We start from the raw sequence: 18,438 nt of genomic DNA, 5'->3' as shown, positions 1-18,438 counted from the left end.
GAGTTCAAAATGAAAAAGTTTTACCTTTTGACCATGCTCTTCTTATTTGCGTTCTTTACGAATGCGCAGGTAAAAGTGCAGGGTGTGCCCCGAAATGATATTCAGGGCAACAGCAATCAGCTGAATACGACAGTAACTGCCAACATCAATTTCTCTGACATCCAGTATTGGGTGGGAAGTGGCACGAATGAAGCTGCATTCGTGGTACAGTGGAACGACAGCAAGAATCCTGATGCTTTGGTATGGGGCTTCCGATGGAACGGAAATGCTACCGGAGAAGATATGATGAAAGCCATTGCACAGGCAGATCATAGATTTTTCACATTGCTTTATCCGGGAACACAGTTCGGAACATCCATCGGAGGAATGGGATTTGATCTTAACGGGCAAAATGCCAACACGCTTTATAAAAACGGGAATACAGCGTATCCTCTTTACCCTACAAACGGTATTGTAAATACAGCTGCTTATGATTTTGACGATTATACGGCAGCCGATACTTCAGATCATTGGGGATCAGGATGGTACAACAGCTACTGGTCTTATTGGGTAAAAGATCCTACGGATGCCGATTTCGGATATTCAGGGGTAGGTGCTTCTTCCCGTGTGCTTCAGAACGGTTCCTGGGATGTATGGAATTTCAGCCCGGGGATGAATTCTTTTCCTATTTCTTCAACATTGACGCCAGTATCTGCTTATACTGCTGTTGTTTCTGCTTCTACCAATTTTACTGATGGCTACTTTATGGTGAATGAAGAATGGTTCGGACATACCAACGGTTCTGTAAATTTCATTGGCAATAATGGACAGGTCAATTACCGTGTCTACAGCAATGCGAATAACAATCATGCTTTTGGAGCTACAACACAGTACGGAACGATCTACGGAGATAAATTTTATTTTATCTCAAAACAAGCTGCAGATGGGGGAGATACGCAATATACTCCTGGAGGAAGGCTGGTAGTGGCCAATGCACAAACCATGCAGAAAATCGCAGGATTTAATAATATCGGTGGAGGTGACGGAAGGTCATTTGCTGGAGTAAACGAAAACAAAGGATACATCGGAGCTTCGAACGGTATTTATGTATTTGATATTGCGAATTTACAGGTTGGAAGTGCAATAGCCGGAACAGGCGGTGGCGGCCAATATGCCGGCCAGATTGGAAATATGATCCGTTCCTCTAAATATGTATTTGCTGTGAAGCAGTCTGCAGGAATTTTAGTCATTGATCCTGCAACTGATACTCTTATCAATACGATTCCGGGAGCTTTCCATTCTATTGTTCAGGCGAAAGACGGAAGTATCTGGGCGATTCAGGATCAGAAAGTGGTGAATATTCACCCAACTACTTTTGTTACTACTTCATATACCATTCCAGCCACTAAATATTTAGGGTCTTGGGGAGCCTGGAATGCAGGAAGTTTTTCAGCGAGCAGCAAGCAGAATGTGTTATACTGGATCAATTCGGTTAACAGCTTTGTTTCAGGATCACAGATTGTAAAGTTTGATGTTACAACAAAGACATTCAACGAAAATTTTGCCACAATTCCAGGCCAGGCTGGTACTTATAAGCAAATTCCATACGGTGCGGGACTTCGTGTGAATCCAACTACTGATGAATTGATTCTAAACACTACTGAAAGTGGTTTTGGTGCGCATTATCAGAAAAACTGGATCCACACTATTAATGTTAACGGAACCATTACCAATACAAAATCGCTTAATGATTATTATTGGTTTCCGGCAATGGCAGTATTCCCGGATAATACGCTTCCTACGGTGAGCAGTACATTTCCATCGCAGGTTAATGTGAATAATGCTTCTGTAATTGACCTGAAAACAGTAGTTTCTGACGAAGACAATCTTTCCTCAGCTATTGTAAAATCAATTAAGTCAAATTCAAATCCTGCAGTGGTTTCTGCAGTGATCAATGCGAATGACGAACTTGTTTTAACTCCGGTTGCTTCGGGAACGGCTGATATTAAGATCAGCTTTAATTCAAATGGAAAAGTAGTTGAAAAACTGCTTACCGTAACCAGTACAACTTCTACTTTGGCTACAGCAGAAGTGAAGAAAATTGAATTTAGTATTTATCCGAACCCTGTAACGGATATTCTGACTATCAAAACTCAGGAGAAAATCCTAAACGTTTCTGTTTATGATGCTTCCGGTAAAATGGTAAATACACAGTTGAACAACGGCCAGATTAATGTAAGTATGCTTCCGAACGGAGTGTATATCTTAAAGGCTATAACTGATAAAGCGATGTACCAGCAGAAGCTGATCAAAAAATAACCATCACAGTCTATATATTTCAATGAACCGGCGGCCTAAATGGGCCGCCGGTTTTTTTTAGCTTAAAGCAGACAGTAAAAAAGGGAATCGGGCTGGCTAAAAGCCAGCCCGATTCCTTGATATTTTTTAATTATTGATTCTGATCTTACGCGAATAGGTCTTTTTATCTTTCGTTTCTACGGTCAGGATATAAATTCCTTCAGGCTGTGGGGAAGACAACTCAAAGGTTTTAGAGCGAAGGGTAGAGCGATGTACTTCTTTGCCGGAAGTATTTCTTAGGGTAACTTCAGATCCTTCCAATGGAACAGTACCTCCCAAAGTGATTTGTCCGCCTTTACTGTAAGCCATAATGGTGGAAAGAGGATCCTGGTATGCATAATACACTCTGAATCCGCCACCCAGACTTAGTACACCACCACTCAGCCTTATTTTAACTGCATCATATGAGCTTACAGGAACAAATTCAATAGTTGCTCTGGCCGGATTGTCTGAAAGCTTCAGCAGGTTGCCGGTTATCATTTGGCTGTCATTATTAGCTGTCGTTCCGCTTAGCGTTTCTATATATACGCCGCTTAAGAGCTGAACAGTCAGGGGAATGTTGTTGGTGCCGATACCGATAACTAATTTAGTATTGAGCCTTACTTCAGGGAATCTAAGGGTCTGTTCAACGCCTCCCAGTAAAACGGTACCCATGACCATGGTAGAATAGTTGTCTTCGTTATCTCCCAAGGCATTTAAAGGATTCTGTACAGCACATGCCAGACATACCCCATACACATTGGAAAGCTGATCATGGGCATAGATTCTGTTCTGCGCCTGTGTATTGCCTGATTGGAATAAAAAGGCTAAAAATAATGCGGCCTGAAAAAGGCGACTCTTTGAAAATAGAATAGATTTCATACTTGTAGAGTTTTTTTGGTTAATGTTTAATCCAAATTTAAGCATAAAAGTGTATATAAGCAATATTATTTCTACTTAATGTGAATTATAATGTTGTTTTGTAATCTTTAAAATATTTTCAGCAGAGATTTTATCAGGATACTGCATCTGTTAGTTCATCAACTTTATTTCAAAGGCATTATTTTTTTCGACCTTTAATATTAGGCAGAAAAGCAGTTATTATGCCCATAAGGGGTAAGAATGCACAGATTTTAAACACATATTCAATGCTGGTATCATCTGCTAGGGCTCCCAATACAGCAGAGCCGATTCCGCCCATCCCAAACATAAAGCCAAAAAATAGTCCTGCTACCAATCCAATTTTGTTAGGCAAAAGATCTGTGGCATAGACCAAAATCGCAGAGAACGCTGAAGCTATAATTAACCCGATTAAAACCGCAAATATTACAGTCCATACTAGCGGAAGATAGGGAAGACAAAGTGTGAAAGGGGCGGCTCCAAGTATAGAAATCCATATGATTTTCTTCCTTCCGTATTTATCACCCAGTTTTCCCCCTAAAATGGTTCCTATAGCAACTGCTGCGAGAAACATAAATAAATATAGCTGAGAATCTTTTACAGAAATATGGAATTTATCAATAAGAAAAAACGTAAAATAATTAGTCATTGATGCTAAATAAATGTATTTGGAAAATACCAGTGCCAGCAGAATTGTAATAGAAAATATAACTTTTTTACGGGATAGTTCTATAGTTATAATATTACTGGAATGCTGAGTTGTTTTTTTTAGAGACAATCTTTCCGCATACCAATTCCCAATTCTCCATAATACTATAATTCCTATAAAAGCGGCTATAGCGAAAAGACTGACATACCCCTGTCCTAAAGGAAGCACAACTAAAGCAACCAATAGAGGGCCAATAGCACTCCCTGAATTTCCCCCCACCTGAAAAATGGATTGGGCAAGTCCTTTTTGTCCGCCGGATGCCAATTGTGCAACTCGGGAAGCCTCAGGATGAAAAATGGAAGACCCCATCCCGATTAGCGCAACTGAAACCAAGATCATATAATATTGATGTGCTGCTGCCAAAAGTAATAATCCTGCCATTGATAATCCCATTCCTACTGCCAGAGATCTTGGATTGGGTCTTTTATCAGTATAAATCCCAACAAAAGGCTGTAAAATAGATGCAGTAAGCTGAAATACCAATGTAATAATACCAATCTGAGAAAAAGACAGGCTGAATTCCCCTTTTAGAATAGGATATAATGAAGGGATTGTAGACTGTATCAGATCATTTAAAAAATGAGAAAAACTGATCATAAATAAGATAGGGTAAACAATTGTATTGGTATCAACTGTTTGGGTCTGTGGATTTTTCATGAATTGTAAATTTAATTCATCGTATCATCTGATGAATTTTATTAAAAATTTATTCTAGTATACTCTATCAACAATGAGCTGCGCAATACGGGCAGCATTTTCAGGGTCTTTATTTTCAATACAGCTATAAAGATCAGTATGTATCTTTTGAGAAAGCTTAAAAGAGTCTGTATTGTTGTTATGACTGCTTTCAAAAGTTCTGAGGATATTTTTACTTGCTATTTTGTAAATTTCTTTCAAGAGATTATTACCGCAGGCTTCGGCAATAGATATGTGAAAGTTGATATCAGCCTGATAGCATTCCAACGCCTGATTTTCTTCTGCAAACTTATCTCTGAGGTCAAGATACTTTTTAATTGTCTCTAGTTCCTTTTTGCTGTGGTGAACCGCTGCTCTCGCCGCTATTTTTGAATCCAAGAGAGAGCGTACTTCATATACTTCGTTGAATTCAGCGTTATAAATCTGAGTTTCCAGTGATTCCTGAATATTCTTTGAAGTAACAAATGTACCCACACCTTGCTGTACACTCAGGACTCCTTTTATCGATAAGATTTTTATGGCTTCACGGATGCTGGATCTCCCAACTCCATAAATTTTCATCAGTTCCGGCTCAATTGGAAGCTTCTCACCTACTGGGTATTCTTCATTGGTAATCCCCTGAATTAATCTGTCTGCGACTTCCTGCGCTAATGTTCTTCTTTGAATTTGCATACATCTTATCATCTGATGATTGCAAAGGTAGATAAAAAATAATAAGACTCACAATGTTTTATGTGAAAATATTTGAGGATAGAGTGTGTTACAAAATATTTTAAAGAATAAATAAAAAGAGACTCTAAAAATTAGAATCTCTTTTTAAGTAGCCCGTAGGGGAATCGAACCCCTCTTACCAGAATGAAAATCTGAGGTCCTAACCGATAGACGAACGGGCCATCTATCTAACACTAAATAAATTAGCGGGTTAGATTTTTGTTTTTATAAGTTTCAATTCTTATTAACCACTCGGTTAGTAGTGATTAAGTTTTGTAGCCCGTAGGGGAATCGAACCCCTCTTACCAGAATGAAAATCTGAGGTCCTAACCGATAGACGAACGGGCCTACTATACTTTTACGCTAATTTATTAACGTGCTTTGTCAATTTGCTTTTCAAGTTAGCCGCTTTGTTCTTGTGGATAATATTTCTTTTAGCTAATTTATCCAATAAAGCGATAACTTTTGGCAGTTGCTCTGTAGCAGCAGCTTTGTTTTCTTCATTTCTCAAGACCTTAAGAGCTGTTCTAGCAGTCTTGTGATAATATCTGTTACGAACTTTTCTAACTTCGTTTTGTCTGATTCTTTTTAATGCTGATTTATGATTTGCCATATCGTTCAAATGTGAGTGCAAAACTATAAACTTTTTTTTAATCTGCCAAATTATTTTTTAAAATTTTTCAATTTTCTTCGGACAGGTATTTTCTGAGTTTATCTATTGCTTGTTCTATTTTTAAATTCTCTTGTTCTCGTTCTATTTTCTTGATCGTGCTGCTTAGCATGATCATCGCATTGTTCCATTCTCCAGTGGTATTGGTAAAGGAAAGTCCGTCAATTGTTACTTCAAAGGCAACCCGTTCTCCTGTCCTGTAAAGTCTGAAACTTATCTTATCATCTCTGCCTGTAATCCCCTCTTCATTGATTTGTAAATCATAACTTTTTGGGTTAGAGTGGATTTTCTTAAAAAGAAGTTTTGCTTCCTGTATTTTTAAATCCGGCATGATATCAAATTTGGTAGCCTATAGGGGAATCGAACCCCTGTTGCAAGAATGAAAATCTTGAGTCCTAACCACTAGACGAATAGGCCAAATTTTGAGGTTGCAAAAGTAATGATTAACTTTTTAACTTCAAAATTATTTTTTACGTTATTTAAAAACTTTTTGGATAATCGTATTCTTGATTCCCTTGGATTCAAGGTCTTTTTGAAGCTTTACAGCATCCTCTAAAGTAAATACCTTACCATACGTGTAATAAAACACTCCATTGTTTTTATTTCTTTCCACATCTTTCAATGTCTGAAGAATAAACGAATTGCCATTTAATTTATCGCCTGTATAGACCTCAATGGTATAATATCCCGTCAACAGTTTTTGATTAGGCATAAATCCTACTGCATAAGCATTTCTGAATCCTGCATCCTTAGCTGTTTTAAGGTTGATATCTCTGATCGAAGCCATATTGGTAACCCCATAGTAATATTTGTACTGTCCGTTGTCTTTAATAGGGAGAATATAGTTTAAGCCCTTTAAAGCCGGGTCTCCGTCATTGTATTTAACAGGGGAGCTCAGTAGTAAAATCCTGAAATCATTTTTTAAAGGAGATTCAGCAGGCTTTTCAGGTTCAGGTTTTTTGGCAGTAATAGAAGATCCGCCTGTTTTTCTGTCAATTGCTTTCTTATAATCGATGATCGCATTATAGATGCTTTCCGCAATTTCGGTTTGTCCCTTATCAGAAGCAAGATAGTGGCTTTCTTCAGGATGGTTGATGAAACCTGTTTCTATCAGTACAGAAGGCATCGCATTCATACGAAGTACGTGAAGGTTTTTCTGGAAAACACCTCTTGAAAATCTTTTATCCTTGTTTACAAAATTACCTTCCACCAGTCCGCCAAGCAGCAAACTTGATTCAAGGTATTTGTTCTGCTGAAGTTTTAGTGCAATAAGAGATTCCGGCGAGCTTGGATTGTAAGATCCGAAGGTCTGTCTGTCTTTTTCATCAAGAAATATCACATCGTTTTCTCTTTTTGCCACTTCCAGGTTTTCATCATTCTGGTTGGGTCCCTGTACATAAGTTTCGGTTCCGTAAGCTGTAGGTCTCTGTGAAGAATTACAGTGGATAGAGACAAAAAGATCAGCTTTACTCCTGTTGGCCAGATTGGTTCTGTCCGAAAGAGAAGGATATTCATCGAATTTACGCGTATATATAACTTTGAAATCTCTGTTTTTTTCCAACATAGCCCCAACTTTTAGAGTAACGGCAAGCGTAACGTCTTTTTCTGCAACCCTTCCGATATCTGCATAAGTTCTGTTCGCTCCGTGGTCACTTCCCCCATGACCAGCGTCCAGAACGATCGTAAATTTCTTTTGTGAAAAAATTAAAATGCTGGAAAGAAGAAGGAGAAATGATAAAATTATTTTAAATTTTTGTTTGTACATCTTACAGTTTTAAAAATTATACTAATTTTGAGCCTTAATTAAAGAATAAAATTGGCCAAAACCGTCCTCAAAAATATATTACAAATTTTAATTATCCTAATTTTTAACAATTTTTTAGCACAGAAAACCCCTGAAAAATTGCCTAAAAATGTGGTTAATGATACTATTCCCAAAAAGGATACCATTGTTGTAAAAAAGGAAGCTTTAGATGATATTCTTCATACAAAAGCGGATGATCAGCGTAGAGATGTTCCAAAAAAAATGACATTTCTGAATAAAAATGCCCAGGTAAAATACCAGGATATGCAGATTGATGCAGATTATATCTCTATCGATGACAACAAAAACCTGATCTACGCCCGCGGAAAGCAGGACTCTTTAGGCAAGATCATAGAACCTGTAATTACCACTCAGGCTGGCAAGAAGTACGAGACCAATGAGTTCAGTTATAATACCAAAACCAAGCAGGCCATTGCTTTTAATGCCAGAACAGAAGAAAGCGAAGGGGTAATCACCGCACAGAAAACCAAAAAATATAATGATTCTGTTTTTGCCATGAGAAACGCAGATTATACAACAGATGAATACTATATCAAGAAAAAAGACACGGCCTCGGATTACTTTATGCGGGCTTCCAACATTAAGCTGATCAAAACAAAAAATAAATCGCAGATTGTTACAGGACCTATCCAAATGTATATAGAAAGGGTGCCGACTCCTCTTATTCTGCCGTTTGCCATTCTTCCGTTTTCAGATAAAAGGGCAGCCGGTATTCTTATCCCGAGTTTTGGGGAAAGGGAAGATGTAGGATTTTTCCTTAACGGATTGGGCTACTACCAGCCTATAGGTGAACATTTTGACCTTAAAATACTTGCCGATATTTATACCAAAGGCAGCTGGAACTTAAGGCCACAGATGAACTATCTGAAGAAATATAGGTATTCCGGAACTTTTACAGCGGATGTGGGAACCATGGTAAGAGGAATTAAAGGTTTGGATGATTATACCAAAAACAGCACATACAGAATTGCATGGACGCACACTCAGGACACAAAGGCGAATCCTTTCCTGACCTTCAGTGCTTCGGTGGATATCGTAAGTACCAAGTTTTACAACAATCCGCTTAATAACAATTATATTTTTAACCAGAATGTGCTGAATACACAGCAGAGTTCAGCGGTAACAGTCACAAAAAGATTTTTGAAGCTGCCTGCAACCATTACCGGGACAGCATCATATTCTCAAAACTTTGCGACTGGGCTTGCAGATCTTCGTCTTCCTCAGATGAATGTGGCGATCAATCAGTTTTATCTCTTTGGGTCTAAAACAGGAGTAAGACAAGGACTTCTTGAAAATATTACGGTGAACACAGGTTTCAACCTGACCAACTTTGTAAGTACGCAGGAAAACGAACTTTTTACAAAGGCAATGTGGGATAAAATGCAGACAGGACTGAAAAATAATATTGCATTGGGTACCAATACAACGGTAGCGAAATATTTTACATTCAGCTTGAGTGCGAACATTGATAATGCTTTAACGACCAAAACACTTAAAAAATATTATGATCCTGTAAAGAATGCGGATGTGGACGAAATTCAGAAAAATATTGCCGGATATTCTACCTTCTCTTCATCTGCCAGTCTTCAGACTACTCTTTATGGTATGCTTAAGTTTAAAAAAGGTTCTGCGGTAGAAGCAGTAAGACATATGATGACACCAAGTCTTAGCTTCACTTATTCTCCTGATTTCTCAAGCCCTGGTTTCGGGTATTATAAAAACTATTATAATGCAGAAGGTGCTTTGACCCCTTATTCTATCTTTGAAAAAGGAATTGTGGGAAGCCCGTCAAGCGGGGTAGTAGGAGCCTTAGGTTTTAATATTGGAAACAATATCGAAATGAAAGTGAAGTCTAAAACTGATTCTACCGGCGTAAAGAAAATAAAGATCTTTGAATCTCTTAACCTTTCAGGGAACTACAATTTTGCAGCAAAAGATCATCCATGGTCCGTATTCAGCATCAACGGGCAGTCTTCTTTCTTTAATAATAAATTAAATGTGAATACCAGTCTTTCACTGGAGCCTTATAAGATCGTCTTTGCTCCGGGTGCGACACAGGGAGTGAGAACGGAGCAGTTTGGACATTTCAGTGTGCAGGGTTTCAATGTACAGTTATCATATCCTTTAAGCAGCGAACTCTTTGGCGAAAAAACAGATTATGCTAAAAAGTATCCGGCAAAAGGAGAAATAAGAAATGAAAATTATTACTTTGATGATGATAATTATGCCCATTTCGACCAGGCATGGACTTTGAATATCAATGCCAACTATGCTTATTCAAAGGGACTCTCGGCACTTGGTACCAAGATTGCTTCAATAGGTCTGGACGGCAGCATCAAGCTTACTCCGTACTGGAATATCAACGGAAGTACGCACTTTGATCTTGTGACGAAAGATCTGGCCTATACAAGAATTGGGTTTTCCAGAGATCAGCGAAGTTTCACGATCAACTTCAACTGGGTTCCTTTCGGGCAGTATAAGGTATATGACTTCTTTATTGGTATCAAAGCTAACATCTTAAGTGATGCATTGAAATACAAAGACAGAAGTTTTACGCAGCCAGGTGCACCTTTCTAATATCAGATTGACAATTGTAAATATAAATTTTATATTTGCAACCAAAATAAATTCTCATGAAATCACTGTCGCCCAAATTTGTTAACCAACAAATGCAGATGATGGTAATTACATGATGACCTTTGAAAAAAATAAATATCCACATATGAAACAAATAATCAACACAGTTAATGCACCTGCAGCAATCGGGCCTTACTCACAAGCTAATATGGCCAACGGAGTTTTATATATTTCCGGACAGATCCCTGTAGATCCTGCAACTGGTAAACTGGTAGAGGGAATTGAAAAGGAAACGCATCAGGTGATGAAAAACCTTGAGGCTATTCTTACTGAAGCGGGGATGACATTTAAGAATGTAGTGAAGGCTACCATCTTCCTTAAAAGTATGGACGATTTTGCAGTAATGAATGATATTTATGCTTCATACCTTGATGCAGACAGCTATCCGGCTCGTGAAACTGTACAGGTTTCCTGCCTGCCTAAGAATGTTGATATTGAAATTTCTATGATCGCACATCAGGATTAATGAATTTTATAAGAAATACAATTGCGGTTCTTGTAGGCCTTGGAATAGCCGGGCTTATTATTACTCTTGGTATAAGGGTTTTTCCGCAATGGATCACTTTCGAAGCTTTTGCTCCTTTTGAGCACTGGCAGAGATTTCTTTACAGTATGAGAGGCGATAATGCATTTTTCGGATTTCTGCTGTTTATTTCAGGGCTGGGAACAACCATAGGAGGAGTGGCTACTGCACTTATTGTAAAGTATGCCAAGGTGGCGTATGCTATTCTTATCGGTTTCATTATGCTGTTCATAGCCATGCTGGATGTTATTGTATTTCCATACCATCCTACCTTTTATAAAATATCTATTTTTCTTACGTTTTTCCCATTTTCATGGATTGGGGGTAAGATCGTAGAGATTATTTATGAACGGAATAAGAAAAAGAAGATCGCTGATAAAATGAATAAAACAAAATAAAAAACGCTGCAAATCTGCAGCGTTTTTTTGTTGATATAAAAGACTATTGTCTGTGGCTATTAAGGCATCTTAAATCCTTTCGTATAGATTCTTCCGTAATCATCCACAAATTTTACCTGTACATTGCCCTGGTATTTATCCAGGATCTTTTCTACATCTTTCTGTGAATTGACAGGCTTACCGTTGATCTCAATAATGATATAATTATCCACGATTCCGATTTTAGCCATCTCGCTTCCTTCACTTACATTTTTAGCAACAACGCCACTGTTTAAACCATATTCTGTTTTGAATCTTTCATTAAGCGGATCAAAATCGGCCCCTATTTTTTCAGTTACACTCAAATCAGCTTTGGTTCTTGTGGAAGTCCCTCCTTTCTGATCTTTCAGCGTTACTGTAGTGGTGTTTGCTTTGCCATTTCTTAAATAAGTCACCTGAACTTTATCACCTGGGCGCTTGCTTCCGATAGACATGGAAAGATCTGCGAAATCGGTGATATCGTAAGCATCTATTTTAGTGATGACGTCACCTTTTCTCAGGCCTGCATCCTCTGCACCGCTGTTATCGCCAAATCCTGTTACGTATACTCCTGAACCGGCCTTGATATCAGTTTTAAACTGCTTATTGTATGCCGTTACCTGCTGATCATTAGAAAGATCTAAAGACGAAACACCTAAGAATCCTCTCTGTACGATTCCGAATTTCTTGATATCTTCAACAATTTTTCTCGCTAAATTAGCCGGAACAGCAAATCCGTATCCCTGGTAATATCCTGTGGTAGACTGGATCGCAGAGTTGATCCCGATTAGATCACCATTTACATTAACCAACGCTCCTCCCGAGTTACCCGGATTAATTGCTGCGTCAGTCTGAATAAAGCTTTCAATAGGATTGGTAGCTTTGCCCTGTCCTCCCAGGATACCAATTCCTCTACCTTTAGCCGAGACAATACCTGCCGTTACTGTGGAATTCAATCCAAGTGGATTTCCTACCGCAAGTACCCACTGTCCGACTTCAATATTATCTGAATTGGCAAAATTTAGATAAGGAAGCCCTTTCTCTTCAATTTTAAGTAAAGAAATGTCCGTGTTTGGATCTGTCCCTACAAGAGTAGCGATGTAAGATTTCTTGTTACTTAAAACAACTTCCAGCTTATTTGCTCCTGCAACAACATGATTGTTGGAGATGATATATCCGTCCGGTGAAATGATCACCCCTGAACCCATCCCTGATGGCATATTGTCCGGGACCTGCTGCTTCTGTCTCTGCTGGCCTCTGCCTCCGAAAGGATCTCCGAAGAAGAAATCAAACAGATCCTGTTCTGAAGCTCTGCTCGTTGATCTGCTCTGATAATTTTTGATGGTAACAACAGCCGGAACCGTAGTTTTTGATGCTTTTACGAAATCATCACCTACAGTTGCTGTATTCATTCCTACAAATGAAGCATTAGGGGCTGCTGCTGTGAAGTAAGACTGGTCACCGTTATTTGAATGCTGACCGAAATATTGTAGTGTCCCAACGGTAGTAGCTCCTGAGACAACTCCCACTACTGCAAATGGTAATAGTTTTTTTAAAGTACTCTTCATTGTATATCTTTCTTTTTTTTATTTATTGATTCTTGTTTTCTCGCGAACAAATTTAATGCTAAATAAGTAAGCAATTAACATGCTGTGTTTCAATTTTAACTAAAATTTAACGGCTATTATGTCATTTTATACATTATGTCATAATTTTAAAAGGCGTATTAACAGAACTTAAAAAATTATTAAAGAAAAAATGTCACATTTCGTAAACGACAGAGAAAATGAAATTTCATGTTTAAGGTACAACAATTAATCCAAAAGTTCTTCATTGATCAATTTTCGGATTTTTCCATTTACTCTGTGGCATCAATCTATTCAAATGAAAATGATTATATTTGCAAAAATATTTTTCTCACTTAAAACGTTTATAGCATGCAACTGTATAACACCTTAAGCGCAGAAGAAAGAGCTCAACTTATTGATGAAGCTGGTAAGGAACGCCTTACGTTGTCTTTCTATGCGTATGCCAAAATTGAAGATCCCAAAAAATTTCGCGACGAATTATTTATAGCCTGGAATGCGCTTGATGCTCTTGGCCGTATTTATGTTGCCCATGAAGGTATTAATGCGCAGATGAGTGTTCCTGCGGATCAATTTGAGGCTTTTCGTAATACGCTGGAAGCTTACGACTTTATGAAAGGAATCCGTTTAAATGTAGCGGTTGAGCAGGATGATTACTCTTTTTTAAAACTGACCATAAAAGTCAGACATAAAATTGTAGCTGATGGTTTGAACGATGATACTTTTGATGTTACCAATAAAGGAATTCATTTAAAAGCTCAGGAATTTAATAATTTGCTTGAAGATCCGAATACTATTGTTGTTGATTTCAGAAATCATTACGAAAGTGAAGTAGGCCATTTTGAAGGGGCAATCACTCCTGATGTGGAAAATTTCAGAGAAAGTTTACCGATTATCAACGAGCAGTTACAGGATTTCAAAGAAGATAAAAACCTGTTAATGTACTGTACAGGCGGAATTCGTTGTGAAAAAGCCAGTGCCTATTTCAAACATCAGGGTTTTAAAAACGTTTTCCAATTAGAAGGCGGAATCATTGAATATACCCGTCAGATCAAAGAAGAAGGGATAAAAAGTAAATTTATCGGAAAGAATTTTGTATTTGACCACAGGTTGGGCGAAAGAATTACAGATGATATTATTGCGCAGTGCCATCAATGTGGAAAGCCTTGCGACAACCATACAAACTGTGCTAATGATGCCTGTCATTTATTATTTATTCAATGTGATGAATGTAAAGCTGCGATGGAAAACTGCTGTTCTACAGAATGTTTGGAAACCATTCATTTACCTTTGGAAGAGCAGTTGAAATTAAGAAAAGGATTGCAGGTTGGAAATAAAGTTTTCAGAAAAGGAAAATCTGATGCACTGAAATTTAAAAAGTCAGGTGATCTGCCTAATAAGCCTTTAGCAAAAGCAGAAACGAAGAATATCCGACAAAAAATAGCCATCAAAAAAGTATTGATCGGTAAGGCCGAACATTATTATACGAAATCAAAAATAGGACAGTTCTTAATTGAAAATAAAGAACTTTCAGTAGGTGATAAGGTCTTGATTTCAGGGCCAACCACTGGTGAGCAGGAATTGACCATTACTGAGCTTTTTGCAAATGGAGGCCCTTGCGAAACAGCAAAAAAAGGAGATCAGATCACTTTTCAGCTTCCCTTCAGAGTTCGTTTGTCAGATAAATTATATAAGATTCTGTAAGTTTAATCTCAATAATAATGTTAAAAGCAGAACTTAGAAAAAAATATATGCAACACAGAAAAGCCTTGTCAAATGATGAGGCTTTCTTGTTATCTGAAAAAATTTTTGAAAATTTTGTTAACTATTTTATGCCTGTCCCAGGCCAGAAGGTCCATGTTTTTATTCCGATTGTGAAGTTTAAAGAAATTGATACTCAATTATTCATTACTTATTTTTTAAGCCGGAATATCAAAGTCTTTGTCCCTAAAATTGTTGATGCAAAATTAATTTCTGTGGAGATTTTTAATGAGTCAAAATTCGAAGTTAATAATTGGGGTATTTCAGAGCCTGTTTCTAATGAAGATTCCGGTTTTTTAGATTTTAATTATGTCATTACTCCTTTGCTGTATTGTGATAAAAAAGGAAATAGAGTGGGCTACGGAAAAGGATTTTACGATGCTTTTTTTGAAATGGTTCCTTCTGAAACAAAAAAAATCGGAGTTAATTACTTTAACCCCGATGAAAATATCGATGACATCTGGGAAAATGATATTCCGCTGGACTATTTGGTGACACCTACAGATGTGCTGTCTTTCTTTAACGGATCTGAGTAAAAATCTAAGAAATAAAATTTAAATTCCTTTTTAATCATCGGAGTAGAAAGCAAAATATATTGAGCATTTTTCTCAAAAGTTCCCAGAGATTTATTTTTTGAGTCAAAATATTCCAGATTGAATTTAGCATAATCCAGCGTATCTTTTTTATAAAACTCTTTATAAACATTTAAGCTATTTACTTTCACCGATTTTACTTTTAAACTGTCCAGTTCTTTTAACAACTTTTTGAATGTCAAAGAATCCGGCTTATGGAAGTAGCTTTCCATTTGTGAAAAAATCACCGTATCGATCTCTGTATTTCTGTTTCCGGAAAGGTAAAGCGTTGAAAGGTCAAGAAGTTCCTGTACTTTCTGCTTGGTGATGGAATTTATGGCCTGCATACTGTCCATCTGTACGGCAGGATAGCTTTTTATGTTGGTGCTGTTTCTTAATTTATCCAGATCACTTACTTCCGTCTTTTTATTATTGCAGGAAATAAATGCTAAAACAAGTACTGCGAAAATTAAAAACTTATTTATTTTCTTCATCTGTGGATGCAATTTTAAATTTAATAGATACTATTTTTCCCTTACTGTCCTTTTTCATCTCTATAACATTAAGATTTTTCAGAGATGTGGTAGGTGTTGTTACCAGTGTAATGTATTTTTGCTTGTCAAGCCTTTCTATACCATATGTTTTATTGTCGTACACCTGATAAATCACGGCATTGTTGCTGATCAGGTTTTCCAGTTGGTTTCTTTTCTGTTTGATCAGGGCTACCTGCTCTTCCGGATTACCTCCTTTTACATCTTTAATCGAGAAGTAATAGGCTGCCATCTTGTAATCATCCGGTTTCAGCTCGATCATTTCCTCGTCCGGAGCATTTTCCAGATTCCTGTTGACTTCCAGATACTCATAAAAAGGAGCGCTGATCTGCATTTTGATGTTTTTGTCTTTGGTAGAGTAATAAAAACATTCACCCGGTTTTAATTTATAGAGAAGCGGCGATTCATTTTCTTTAATCACTCTTATTTCTAAAGTATTAATTACAGAAACACCACGGTCCTTATCCGTAAAACAGTATTTATAAGTTTTAGAAAATATTTGGTCCTTAAATCCGAGAATTCCGGTAATGGCTATCAAAACAGAGGTAACGATAGCCCAGGCATTTTTTTTGAGTAAATTTTTTCTTGCGACAGGAGGTTGTATTTCTGTCGGGGGAATTGTTACAGGATTATGTGTAATTATTTGATTTTCAGGTATTGATTTTTGTAAATCAATGTTTTCCTGTGGCTGAAGTTCTGTTTTTTGAGATTGGATTTCAGCTTTTGGCAATTCAGGAGCCGAAGAGACTGTTTTTTCTAATTCCAAAATTTCTTCTTGTTCAAGATCTTCATTTTCCTGCAGCAATTCTCCTGCAAAAAGATGTTGCTTCTTGAAATCGTACCATGATTCGTATCCTGCATAAATACTCAATAAATTGAGCATATCGATTCTCGGTAATTTGGTAACCGGCGAAGTTTTAAAATAGGTGTAAAATGATTTTTCGCTGATGTTACCTTTCGCTTTTTTTCGAAGGTCTTCCTGGAAATATATAATATCTATCCCCTTCCATTTTGAAATTTCATCATGAGAAGGAGTAGATTTTTTTAAATATTCTGTCTGAACGTCTTTTTTTAGCTGTTCAAAGTGCAATAGATCTAAATCTGTCAATTTTTATAAGATAATTAAATTGTTGATTATCAGTATTGTTTTTTTGTAAAACAATTTTACAAATGTATTACAATTATTTTTCATAAACAACTTTTGTATCTGCTCTACCTTTGTCTTGTTCAAATAACAGAACAGAAGAAAATTTATAAAAACAATATTAACAAAATTAAATTTAATTTATTATGAAAAAGTCATTATTCGTAGCTGCTATCGCTGCAATCTCTCTAGTTGCTTGTAAAAAAACTGAAGCTACTTCTACTGAAGGAGCAACTGATTCTGCTGCTGCTAACGTAGCTGATTCTGCTGCTGTAGTTTCTGATTCTGCTGCTAAAGTAATTGATTCAGCTGCTAACGTTGCTGTTGATGCTACTAAAGATGCTGCTGCTGCTACAACTGCTGCTGGTGCTGATGCTGCTAAAGCTACAACTGAAGCTGCTGCTGACGCTGCTAAAGGTGCTGCTGATGCTGCTAAAGGTGCTGCAAAAGATGCTGCTAAAGAAGTTAAAGACGCTGCTAAGAAATAATTCTAGCATAAGCTTAACAATAAAAGAACCGTTTCACCCAGTGAGACGGTTTTTTTATGCTTTAAACTTTTAGGTCTTAACCTCTGAGTACACGCCAAAGGGAAAGCAAGCTCAATCGGGTTAAATAAAAAAGTCCAGATCTCTATCCTTTCTTTTGCCTTAACGACTCATAGCAGGTAATGGCTACTGCATTGCTCAGATTCAAAGAGTCAATGCTTCCTGCCATAGGGATCAGCGTATTTTTTCCTTTTCCAATCCAGAACTCACTTAATCCGGAATGCTCCGTTCCGAATAAAACGGCAGAACGCTGCCTGAAATCTCTTTTATAAAGATCCTCAGCGGTCTCATCCATAAGAGTGGTGTAAATATTAAAATCGTTTTTCTGCAGAAATGCAAAGGTTTCTTCATTTTCAGCATCATACACTTCCATTCCAAAAAGACATCCAACACTTGACCGTATCACATTAGGGTTATAAAAGTCAGCTTTTCCGTCTGCTACAATCAGGGCATCAATTCCGAAAGCCTCGCAGCTTCTCAGGATAGCGCCAAGGTTACCTGGCTTTTCTACACCTTCTACAATGATAATGGTAGAATTTTCTTTGGGAATAAATGATGAAAGGAGATTTTCTTTAGTCTTATAAATTCCTATAATTCCTTCAGAGCTTCCTCTGTAGGCTATTTTTTCATATACCTTTTCACTTACATAATGAATCCTGCCTTCCGGAAGCTTTCCTTTAAATATATTTTCGCTGATAAAAAATTCGTTAGGCTCAAAATCATACTGTAAAGCTCTTTCATTTTCCTGCTGTCCTTCAACCACAAAAACTTTTGATTTTTTACGGAACCTGTTGTCAGCAAGAAGTTTGGTGACATTTTTTATTTTATCGTTTTGAAAACTTTCTATCAACATGCTGCAAAATTATACAAAATTTG

General features: G+C 37.3%; 17 protein-coding genes and 3 tRNA genes. 7 read left to right on the top strand and 13 right to left on the bottom strand.

Features of this window, described 5'->3' with window-relative positions; translation table 11 throughout:
- The first annotated feature begins 9 nt into the window (after nucleotides 1–9).
- Entirely contained in the window at nucleotides 10–2,298 is a 2,289-nt protein-coding gene (locus ACMGDK_RS07990; protein ID WP_436807440.1) for a T9SS type A sorting domain-containing protein, read from the top strand.
- Between the two features lie 126 nt (nucleotides 2,299–2,424).
- Here the strand turns inward: ACMGDK_RS07990 and ACMGDK_RS07985 are convergent, their stop codons facing one another.
- The 9 genes from ACMGDK_RS07985 to ACMGDK_RS07945 all read right to left on the bottom strand — a co-directional run bounded on the left by ACMGDK_RS07985 (nucleotide 2,425) and on the right by ACMGDK_RS07945 (nucleotide 7,767).
- Nucleotides 2,425–3,198, bottom strand: coding sequence for a T9SS type A sorting domain-containing protein (locus ACMGDK_RS07985; protein WP_436807439.1), 774 nt, complete (start codon nucleotides 3,196–3,198; stop codon nucleotides 2,425–2,427).
- A gap of 178 nt (nucleotides 3,199–3,376) precedes the next feature.
- Complete coding sequence (locus tag ACMGDK_RS07980; protein WP_436807438.1) at nucleotides 3,377–4,582, bottom strand: MFS transporter; 1,206 nt, start codon at nucleotides 4,580–4,582, stop codon at nucleotides 3,377–3,379.
- 54 nt (nucleotides 4,583–4,636) lie between these two features.
- Entirely contained in the window at nucleotides 4,637–5,293 is a 657-nt protein-coding gene (locus ACMGDK_RS07975; protein ID WP_436807437.1) for a FadR/GntR family transcriptional regulator, read from the bottom strand.
- Between the two features lie 149 nt (nucleotides 5,294–5,442).
- A tRNA-Glu gene (locus ACMGDK_RS07970) sits at nucleotides 5,443–5,514 on the bottom strand.
- 94 nt (nucleotides 5,515–5,608) lie between these two features.
- Nucleotides 5,609–5,680 (bottom strand) — tRNA-Glu (locus ACMGDK_RS07965).
- A gap of 10 nt (nucleotides 5,681–5,690) precedes the next feature.
- Entirely contained in the window at nucleotides 5,691–5,945 is a 255-nt protein-coding gene (rpsT, locus tag ACMGDK_RS07960) for a 30S ribosomal protein S20 (RefSeq protein WP_040993501.1), read from the bottom strand.
- A 67-nt stretch (nucleotides 5,946–6,012) separates the two neighbouring features.
- Complete coding sequence (locus ACMGDK_RS07955) at nucleotides 6,013–6,333, bottom strand: hypothetical protein (protein WP_111957012.1); 321 nt, start codon at nucleotides 6,331–6,333, stop codon at nucleotides 6,013–6,015.
- 11 nt (nucleotides 6,334–6,344) lie between these two features.
- Nucleotides 6,345–6,419, bottom strand: a tRNA-Glu gene (locus tag ACMGDK_RS07950).
- 58 nt (nucleotides 6,420–6,477) lie between these two features.
- A complete protein-coding gene (locus ACMGDK_RS07945; RefSeq protein ID WP_436807436.1) occupies nucleotides 6,478–7,767 on the bottom strand; it encodes an N-acetylmuramoyl-L-alanine amidase family protein in 1,290 nt (429 codons plus the stop codon).
- A gap of 51 nt (nucleotides 7,768–7,818) precedes the next feature.
- On the opposite strand from ACMGDK_RS07945, the gene ACMGDK_RS07940 reads away from it, so the two are divergent.
- From ACMGDK_RS07940 to ACMGDK_RS07930, 3 genes are all read left to right on the top strand, one after another.
- Nucleotides 7,819–10,404: a putative LPS assembly protein LptD gene (locus ACMGDK_RS07940; RefSeq protein ID WP_436807435.1), complete on the top strand. Its 2,586-nt coding sequence runs from the start codon at nucleotides 7,819–7,821 to the stop codon at nucleotides 10,402–10,404.
- Nucleotides 10,405–10,549: 145 nt separating this feature from the next.
- Entirely contained in the window at nucleotides 10,550–10,930 is a 381-nt protein-coding gene (locus tag ACMGDK_RS07935; RefSeq protein ID WP_062700765.1) for a RidA family protein, read from the top strand.
- Entirely contained in the window at nucleotides 10,930–11,385 is a 456-nt protein-coding gene (locus tag ACMGDK_RS07930; RefSeq protein ID WP_111957020.1) for a hypothetical protein, read from the top strand. Before ACMGDK_RS07935 ends, ACMGDK_RS07930 begins: the two co-directional genes overlap by 1 nt.
- Nucleotides 11,386–11,444: 59 nt before the next feature.
- Here ACMGDK_RS07930 and ACMGDK_RS07925 read toward each other — a convergent pair whose 3' ends face one another.
- A complete protein-coding gene (locus ACMGDK_RS07925; RefSeq protein WP_436807434.1) occupies nucleotides 11,445–12,971 on the bottom strand; it encodes a trypsin-like peptidase domain-containing protein in 1,527 nt (508 codons plus the stop codon).
- Between the two features lie 369 nt (nucleotides 12,972–13,340).
- Here ACMGDK_RS07925 and trhO point away from each other — a divergent pair, with 369 nt between their 5' ends.
- Both trhO and ACMGDK_RS07915 read left to right on the top strand, forming a co-directional pair.
- Entirely contained in the window at nucleotides 13,341–14,693 is a 1,353-nt protein-coding gene (trhO, locus tag ACMGDK_RS07920) for an oxygen-dependent tRNA uridine(34) hydroxylase TrhO (RefSeq protein WP_436807433.1), read from the top strand.
- 17 nt (nucleotides 14,694–14,710) lie between these two features.
- On the top strand, nucleotides 14,711–15,286 hold the full coding sequence (locus ACMGDK_RS07915; protein WP_495849244.1) for a 5-formyltetrahydrofolate cyclo-ligase: 576 nt from the start codon (nucleotides 14,711–14,713) through the stop codon (nucleotides 15,284–15,286).
- Here ACMGDK_RS07915 and ACMGDK_RS07910 read toward each other — a convergent pair.
- A complete protein-coding gene (locus tag ACMGDK_RS07910) occupies nucleotides 15,235–15,816 on the bottom strand; it encodes a hypothetical protein (protein WP_436807431.1) in 582 nt (193 codons plus the stop codon). The genes ACMGDK_RS07915 and ACMGDK_RS07910 overlap by 52 nt on opposite strands.
- Nucleotides 15,800–16,981, bottom strand: coding sequence for a hypothetical protein (locus ACMGDK_RS07905; RefSeq protein ID WP_436807430.1), 1,182 nt, complete (start codon nucleotides 16,979–16,981; stop codon nucleotides 15,800–15,802). The genes ACMGDK_RS07910 and ACMGDK_RS07905 overlap by 17 nt, the downstream gene beginning before the upstream one ends.
- Before the next feature lie 182 nt (nucleotides 16,982–17,163).
- On the opposite strand from ACMGDK_RS07905, the gene ACMGDK_RS07900 reads away from it, so the two are divergent.
- Nucleotides 17,164–17,505: a hypothetical protein gene (locus ACMGDK_RS07900; protein ID WP_076507063.1), complete on the top strand. Its 342-nt coding sequence runs from the start codon at nucleotides 17,164–17,166 to the stop codon at nucleotides 17,503–17,505.
- Nucleotides 17,506–17,647: 142 nt separating this feature from the next.
- Here ACMGDK_RS07900 and ACMGDK_RS07895 read toward each other — a convergent pair whose 3' ends face one another.
- Nucleotides 17,648–18,415 (bottom strand): TrmH family RNA methyltransferase, encoded by a 768-nt coding sequence (locus ACMGDK_RS07895; RefSeq protein ID WP_436807429.1) that lies wholly within the window; start codon nucleotides 18,413–18,415, stop codon nucleotides 17,648–17,650.
- Nucleotides 18,416–18,438: the final 23 nt, after the last annotated feature.

Source organism: Chryseobacterium hilariae, from assembly GCF_051400735.1.
In the GTDB taxonomy this organism is placed as follows: Bacteria; Bacteroidota; Bacteroidia; order Flavobacteriales; family Weeksellaceae; genus Chryseobacterium.
The sequence above is the reverse complement of the archived record's forward strand: the minus strand, read 5'-3'. Positions and strand labels throughout refer to the sequence as shown.

Excerpts from the sequence above, each read along its gene's own strand:
- ACMGDK_RS07930 (WP_111957020.1), top strand. The coding sequence starts at position 10,930 with ATGAATTTTATAAGAAATACAATTGCGGTTCTTGTAGGCCTTGGAATA.
- rpsT (WP_040993501.1), bottom strand. The coding sequence starts at position 5,945 with ATGGCAAATCATAAATCAGCATTAAAAAGAATCAGACAAAACGAAGTT.
- ACMGDK_RS07945 (WP_436807436.1), bottom strand. The coding sequence starts at position 7,767 with ATGTACAAACAAAAATTTAAAATAATTTTATCATTTCTCCTTCTTCTT.
- ACMGDK_RS07895 (WP_436807429.1), bottom strand. The coding sequence starts at position 18,415 with ATGTTGATAGAAAGTTTTCAAAACGATAAAATAAAAAATGTCACCAAA.
- ACMGDK_RS07985 (WP_436807439.1), bottom strand. The coding sequence starts at position 3,198 with ATGAAATCTATTCTATTTTCAAAGAGTCGCCTTTTTCAGGCCGCATTA.
- ACMGDK_RS07990 (WP_436807440.1), top strand. The coding sequence starts at position 10 with ATGAAAAAGTTTTACCTTTTGACCATGCTCTTCTTATTTGCGTTCTTT.
- trhO (WP_436807433.1), top strand. The coding sequence starts at position 13,341 with ATGCAACTGTATAACACCTTAAGCGCAGAAGAAAGAGCTCAACTTATT.
- ACMGDK_RS07915 (WP_495849244.1), top strand. The coding sequence starts at position 14,711 with ATGTTAAAAGCAGAACTTAGAAAAAAATATATGCAACACAGAAAAGCC.
- ACMGDK_RS07935 (WP_062700765.1), top strand. The coding sequence starts at position 10,550 with ATGAAACAAATAATCAACACAGTTAATGCACCTGCAGCAATCGGGCCT.
- ACMGDK_RS07925 (WP_436807434.1), bottom strand. The coding sequence starts at position 12,971 with ATGAAGAGTACTTTAAAAAAACTATTACCATTTGCAGTAGTGGGAGTT.
- ACMGDK_RS07975 (WP_436807437.1), bottom strand. The coding sequence starts at position 5,293 with ATGCAAATTCAAAGAAGAACATTAGCGCAGGAAGTCGCAGACAGATTA.
- ACMGDK_RS07900 (WP_076507063.1), top strand. The coding sequence starts at position 17,164 with ATGAAAAAGTCATTATTCGTAGCTGCTATCGCTGCAATCTCTCTAGTT.
- ACMGDK_RS07910 (WP_436807431.1), bottom strand. The coding sequence starts at position 15,816 with ATGAAGAAAATAAATAAGTTTTTAATTTTCGCAGTACTTGTTTTAGCA.
- ACMGDK_RS07980 (WP_436807438.1), bottom strand. The coding sequence starts at position 4,582 with ATGAAAAATCCACAGACCCAAACAGTTGATACCAATACAATTGTTTAC.
- ACMGDK_RS07955 (WP_111957012.1), bottom strand. The coding sequence starts at position 6,333 with ATGCCGGATTTAAAAATACAGGAAGCAAAACTTCTTTTTAAGAAAATC.